Origin of the sequence: Corynebacterium sp., from assembly GCF_030826625.1 — a bacterium.
GTDB lineage: Bacteria > Actinomycetota > Actinomycetes > Mycobacteriales > Mycobacteriaceae > Corynebacterium.
Map to the genome: position 1 here is coordinate 1 of NZ_JAPJNQ010000098.1, position 6,643 is coordinate 6,643.

5 protein-coding genes are annotated in these 6,643 nt (G+C 59.1%); 3 read left to right on the top strand and 2 right to left on the bottom strand.

Features of this window, described 5'->3' with window-relative positions; genetic code table 11:
* Positions 1-165 precede the first annotated feature (165 nt).
* A complete protein-coding gene (locus tag RCH87_RS09710) occupies positions 166-1,239 on the top strand; it encodes a hypothetical protein (RefSeq protein WP_306516502.1) in 1,074 nt (357 codons plus the stop codon).
* A 320-nt stretch (positions 1,240-1,559) separates the two neighbouring features.
* Positions 1,560-3,221, top strand: a complete 1,662-nt coding sequence (locus RCH87_RS09715) for an L-lactate permease (protein ID WP_373690975.1) — start codon at positions 1,560-1,562, stop codon at positions 3,219-3,221.
* Between the two features lie 122 nt (positions 3,222-3,343).
* Here RCH87_RS09715 and RCH87_RS09720 read toward each other — a convergent pair whose 3' ends face one another.
* On the bottom strand, positions 3,344-3,973 hold the full coding sequence (locus tag RCH87_RS09720) for a hypothetical protein (protein ID WP_306516504.1): 630 nt from the start codon (positions 3,971-3,973) through the stop codon (positions 3,344-3,346).
* 113 nt (positions 3,974-4,086) lie between these two features.
* Between RCH87_RS09720 and RCH87_RS09725 the strand changes: the two genes are divergently transcribed.
* Positions 4,087-5,193 (top strand): asparaginase domain-containing protein, encoded by a 1,107-nt coding sequence (locus RCH87_RS09725; RefSeq protein WP_306516505.1) that lies wholly within the window; start codon positions 4,087-4,089, stop codon positions 5,191-5,193.
* A 16-nt stretch (positions 5,194-5,209) separates the two neighbouring features.
* On the opposite strand, the gene RCH87_RS09730 is transcribed toward RCH87_RS09725, so the two are convergent.
* Positions 5,210-6,643: DNA polymerase IV (locus tag RCH87_RS09730; RefSeq protein WP_306516506.1), on the bottom strand; the 1,434-nt coding region annotated here is incomplete at its 5' end.

Genomic DNA, 6,643 nt, shown 5'->3' on the forward strand with positions numbered 1-6,643 from the left:
TTGCTGGCCTGGTCAGCCACAACGGCAACGGCAATAATCAACAGCATGATCCGCAGGTAGGGTGCGCGTCGTCGAGTTGGCAACGTTTTTAACCTAGTCACGGGTTTTATTGTTCCTGAAAATTGGGTTTTACGTGAAATTGCCGCGCTGGCTAAACTAGCGGTTGTGAATTCTGCTGCCAATTTCCGACGGTTTTCCTCCCGGCGCGTGGTCGCCGCTTCGTTACTCACTGCCGCTGCCGTGCTCTTGGCTGCCTGTGGAGATGGTGATAATAGCGCCGGTGATAGTGGCACTAACAACGCGAGTAGTGCCGGTGAGCGGCGGGGCACGCCTCCGGCAACAGAACAAGCCGTTGGTTTGCCGATTGATGCGCCACGGATACAGGTTATCTCTACTGGTTCCGGTGAGCGCGTCGTCATGGCCTATGACGATGTTGACACTGAACAAGCCGTCGATATTGAGGTCACCGAGGGTTTTGAGCAGCTGGTGATGCGCAATGATCAGCTCGTCACCGAGGCCCCTGCGGCTAGCCAGGGCCCGGACGATTCTGAGGTGGTGACCACCACCCTGCCGGTGACGGGTTCTGTACTGGTGCCGGAAGGCTTCGACGAGGCGACTCCAGGCGCTAATTCCGCACGACACGTCGATTTCCGGGTGCGTGACCCGAAAATTTCGGATGCGGGGTTGGCGGAACAGATTTCTACTGCCGACGGTTTTGGCTTCGGTTGGTTGGCAGAATCGACCGGCCAGTTGAATACCCTGTTGTTGGCTGCCCCGCAGCAAGCTGGCGATGAGGCTCGTGCAATCGTCGAACAGTCAATCACAAAGCTGGTTTCGGTGCCGGTGATTTTCCCTGAAGAAGCAGTCGGTGTGGGCGCGCAGTGGTCGGTCGATTCGCGGGTGACTGGCGAGTCGACGATGCTGCAGACCACCAATTATGAGATCACTGAATTCGACGGCGATATCGTGCGCCTGGATATTTCGATCGAGCAACGTCCAGCACTCGGTGCGTTGTCTCTGGAAGGTCACGCAGGCGCGGAAGGCTTTGCCGACGATACCCTGAATGTCACCAGCGCAAACACTCGCTCGAGTGGTTCATTGACCGTCGATTTGGGCAAGCCTTTGCCTGTCGACGGCGAACTGGACTACACCACCCGCGTGGTTTACGGAAATGATGGTGGCGAAGCCAGCGTGGTACAGGATTCCTCAACACGCCTACGGTTTAGCAGCGCACACTAGCTTCGGTCTGTCGCTGCCCGCTCAGTGACGTTGCTGCCTAAAATTGACGTCGCTACCCACTAATACTCGTTTCAGGCACCGATATATTCACCTCAAAAACCGAGTTTTACAGGTGATTCAATTTAGTGAATTGGCCTGTGTTAACGTCATTTTCGTGACTTGCATTACCGATCTTGCCCCAGTTTATGGGGGTTAACTGAATCGATTTAGCAACACTCAGCATTTTGACAGCCTTTCCCTGAGCATTTTTTCACAACGCTCATCGCTATCAGGCTGTCCTTTGCCCCACTCACAGTTCGGAGTCTCCCGTGAACCAATTTATGGTTAATACCGAAGCGATCGGGGGAAGCCTTGGGCTCACCGCCCTGGTTTCCGCCATCCCGCTGGTGACCTTCTTCGTCATGTTGCTGTTCGTAAAGGCCCGCGCGCACACCTCTGGTGCCGCTGCCCTGCTTGCAGCATTGTTGATCGCTGTCTTCGGCATGAGCATGCCAGTCGATGCCGCGATTTCTTCGGCATTCCGCGGTGGCCTTTTCGGCCTCTTGCCCATCGTCTGGGTAATCATGATGGCGATCTGGTTCTACCAGGTCACCGTGGTTTCTGGTCGGTTCGAGGATCTGCGCCGCACATTCGACGCCCTCGGCAACGGTGATATCCGTATCCAGGCCATCCTCATCGCCTTTTGCTTCGGTGGCTTGCTGGAAGCACTCGCAGGATTCGGCGCACCGGTAGCTATCACCGCAACGATGATCCTGGCCTTGGGAGTCAAGCCGCTCAAGGCTGCCACCACCGTTTTGTTGGCCAACACCGCACCGGTAGCCTTCGGCGCCGTCGCCATCCCGATTACTACCGCAGGTAACGTCGGTGGCCGTACCGTCGAACAGACCGAAAACATCGCTGCGATCGTCGGCCACCAGGCACCATTTTTTGCCTTCTTCGTGCCATTCATCTTGCTGTTCATCCTCGACGGGACCCGCGGTATGCGCGAAGCTGCCCCGGCAGCGGCCGTCATCGGCGGTGCCTTCGCTATCGCACAGTGGTGGGCGTCGAACTTCTTCGCGTACCAGCTCACCGACATCGTCGCCTGCCTGGTTTCCCTGGGCGCTGCATTCGCATTCCTACGCGTCTGGCAGCCGAAGGGCGTTGCCGCAATGCGCAAGCGCCTCGACATCCCAGAGCGCGAAGACGATGGCGAGGTTTTGACCAAATCCCGCGTCTGGATGGCCATGATGCCGTATGCCATCGTGACCGTTATTTTCGGTCTGGCCAACCTGGGAGAAACCATCCCGGGAATCCTGGACAAGGCAAAGATCTCCTTCGCCTGGCCACTGCTCACTGACCGCCTCGTCAGCGCAACCGGCAGTGTTATCGACACCTCATATACATTCAAGATCATCAACAACCCGGGTACGCTGCTGCTGATCTCTGGCATCATCGTCGCCGTTGCGTACGGCATCTTTAATCACAACGGTAAGTTCCGCGTGAAGAGCAGCGCCGTCGTCGGCGAGCTCACCAGCACCGCCTACAAGATGCGCTGGACCGCACTGACGATCGTGATGGTTCTGGCACTGGCGTATGTCATGAACTACTCCGGTCAGACTGTCGCCATGGGTACCTACGTCGCTTCGCTCGGTGCGGTCTATGGTTTCCTGGCTCCGGTATTGGGTTGGGTTGGTACCGCGATCACCGGTTCCGATACTTCCGCCAACGCATTGTTTGCGAACCTGCAGGTTACCGCCGCCAACAACATTGGCCTCAACCCGGATCTGCTGCTGGCGGCCAACACCACCGGTGGTGTCGTCGGCAAGATGATTTCGCCACAGTCGCTGGCGATTGCCGCTACCGCAGTAAACCTCGAGGGCAAAGAAAGCGCGATCTTCAAATCCGTCGTGGGTTACTCGATCGTGTTGCTGATCGGTCTGTGCTGCCTGGTCTTCTTGCAGACGAACATCCTGTCCTGGATGGCTCCAGTGGTCAACTAATTGTGCTGGCTGGTGAGAAATTTTCGCCCGCAATGCGCAATACAAAAGCCGCCTAGTACCAAACCTCCTGGTACCGGGCGGCTTTTTCGCGCTATGAAAGCTGTATCGCCTGCGCTGCTAGTTTACTGCGCAGGTGCGCCGTGCTCTTCAGCAGGAGGCGCGTCGTGTCCCTCGTGGCCTTCATGGTGGCCTTCTTCGATGACTTCAGCTTCGTTCGGTGGTACGTCGACGCCTTCGTCCATGCACATCGCTGGAACCTGTTCAGGCTCCACGGTGTTGGTCACCAGAACACAGGCCCATTCGCGGGAGAGTTTCCAGTGGCCGTCCTGGTAGATGAATTCCACGTTATCGGCGGGCTGAACTTCGCGTTCAGGCAGCGAATAGGCCACGGTCGCCAAAGCGGTGCCCTCAGCGTAACCAGGCAGGACTGGATCGACGACGTTGAATTCAGCACCGGATTCTGCCTTCGCAGCGGCCATGGTGTCGAACAGATCTGGGAATTGTTCGCCGCCTTCGACGGTGTTGACGCGCTCTTCTGCTGGCAGGTTCGGATCAGCCGCGCGCTGTAGAACCTCGTTGAGTTCTTCTTTGGTTGGCACGCCCACCTGTGCCGCCTCAGCCGAGGAGCTCGTGGCTGCGCTGCTGGTGGTTTCGGCGGCCTTATCCGCGTTATCTGCATCATCAGAACATGCAGCCAGGGTCAATGCTAGGCCGACGGTTGCGGCGGTGATGCTCGTTTTCGTGAATTTCACGGTATATCCTCCAAAATAGACATTGGGGTCATAGTGCTCGAACTCTGTGCATTGTGGTTCGAAGTCGTAGCGCTCGAAGAAATCTTACCCGCCTGCCTTTTATACTTGAATTCATGACTCGCCAGATCGCCATCATCTGTACCGGCGGCACCATCGCGTGCACTGCCGACGACTCCGGCGCGCTCGTACCGTCTGTCAGTGGCCAACAGCTTGTCGACGCCGCCACCCAGGCGCTTGCCGAGGGCATGCATGACGACGGTGCACCCGACGATACCGCGCTTGCCGACGGAGTGCGCTTCCGCATCCACGACACGCTGCAACTCGATTCTTCTTCGATTGGCCTGGCTGAACTCGATACCTTACTTGCCGCAATCGCTGAGCAAGCCGCTGACCCGAGCATTGATGCGGTCGTCGTCACACATGGCACCGATTCAATGGAAGAATCAGCCTTCGCCACTGCCCTGCTGGTGCGCGGGGCTCCGGTGGTCTTTACCGGGGCACAGCGTGCGTTTGATCACCCAGCAACAGATGGGCCAGCTAACCTCGCGGGAGCAATTAACCGCGCGCTGGAATTAGCCGATGCCAGGGCAACAACCAATACAGACAACGCTGCGAACGCCACTGCAACCATTACAGACGCTGGCTCGCCGGCCGCAACCGCCGTCGAGGTGCACTTCGCAGGGAAGAACCTGCCCGGGCATAGCGTGCACAAGCGACACACTGCGGATCTTGCGGCATTCGCCTCTCATGCTGGCGACAGTGCATGTGCTGACGACAGCGCATATGCTGACGACGATCGTGTAACCGCCCGCCCTTCCAGGTTCCCAGTTCCAGCCCCGGAACAGTTGCCGAAGCTGGACGGCTATTTCGTGCCGATCATCGCCGGCTATCCCGGCGCCACCCCAGAACTCGTGGATTATGCCGTCGATCACCACGCCGACGGGCTAGTCATCGAAGCTTTAGGTTCCGGCAATATGTCCGCAGAACTTGGAGCCGCCGTCGTGCGCGCTCTGGGGCGTGGCATCCCGGTGATCGTCGCTACGCGCGTCCCACAAGGAGCGGTCGCGCTGGCCTACGGCGGCGGTGGTGGCGGCGCTACCCTGGCAGAACACGGCGCGGTCTCTGCCCGCACGGTCCATCCTGGGCAGGCGCGCCTCGCATTGATTATTGCACTATCCACCGGGATCGCGGCGGAAACGATTTTCCAGCTTTTCGACTAGGCTTTAGCGACGTCGCTTAAGCATTATCGACTAACCACTCATCCCAGGCCAGCGAGTCCAGCGGATCGGCGGGAACCAACTGCGGATCATCCGTGCGAAAGGTGCGCGTCTTGCCTGGGCCGGTCGCGCGAGTTTCAAACCGCACAGAGACCACCCCATGCCCGCTGCCCTGAATCCAGCCATGGCCAAAATCTGGATGAAATACATCTTGGGTGGCCCGCCAGTGGCTGCCAGGCAGTTCAGGGGCGCCGGTTTGTTCGGCGGCGTCTTCTCCCGCAGTTTCGCTGACGACGATATCCGCGCCGGCAATTCCAGTAACCATGGTGGGTTCTTCCATGCTCGTGCCACCGCTGGAGCTTGCCGTCACGCGTCGCTGCGCGGCACGGTCGAGCTCTGGAAACAATACGTCTTGTCGGGTGGTTTCGAGCCCGGAGTATCCGACACCAACCAGCCGCACCGGGCCGGTTTCTGCTGGGTAACGCACGACCGTTCCCGCGACCGCGCGCAGCGTTTCGGCATCGTCAGTAGCGTACGGCAGCGTGGCAGAACGAGTTTCGGTTCGAAAATCCGCCATCTTCAGCTTTACTGTGACGGTGCGTGCGCCGCGTCCGTCGGCAAGCAAGCGTTTGTGCGCGGATTCTGCGGCCCAGCCGAGTGCTTCGTCGACCTCGGCTGCGGTGGTGAGGTCTTTGGCGAAGGTCTGCTCGGCGGAATGCGATTTCGCCTCCGCTCGGGGCGCGACCGGCCGCTCGTCGATACCGCGCGCCAGGTGCCACAAGTCCATACCGACGGTGCTACCCAACGAGATTTTTACCTCGCGCTCGCTCATGTTTGCCAGGTCGCCGATCGTCGTCACGCCAATGGACTGCAACTTCGACGCAGTGACTGGCCCGACTCCCCAGAGCTTGCCGACGGGCAGCGGGTGCAAGAAATCGAGTTCCTCGTCGACGGGAATGATTTTGGAGCCATCCGGTTTTGCCTGGCCTGAGCCGATTTTCGCGAATTGTTTGCCGGAGCCTGCCCCGATCGACGACGGCAAACCGGTGATATCTTTGATCTCTGCGCGCAGGTTATCCGCCCATTCTTTTACTTCTGCCGCGCTGGCGCCGATGAGTTCGGCAGGTTCCATGAAGGCTTCGTCGATGGAGAGTTGTTCGACGAGATCAACGCGCTCGCGGATCAGCGCAAACACGCGCTTGCTGGCTGCGGAATACACGGCCTTGCGCGGTTGGATTTGTACCGCGCCAAAGCCAATGAGCTGCAACGCCCGGTAGGTGGGCATCGCGGACGACACCCCGAATTTGCGAGCTTCATAAGAAGCCCCGGCGACAACTCCCCTGCCGTTCATGCCGCCGACGATGACGGGGCGGCCGCGCAGAGTGGGCCGTGTCAGCTGTTCGACGGAAGCGAAAAACGCGTCCATGTCGATGTGAATGACCCAGCGCTGCAT

Excerpts from the sequence above, each read along its gene's own strand:
- RCH87_RS09725 (WP_306516505.1), top strand. The coding sequence starts at position 4,087 with ATGACTCGCCAGATCGCCATCATCTGTACCGGCGGCACCATCGCGTGC.
- RCH87_RS09715 (WP_373690975.1), top strand. The coding sequence starts at position 1,560 with ATGGTTAATACCGAAGCGATCGGGGGAAGCCTTGGGCTCACCGCCCTG.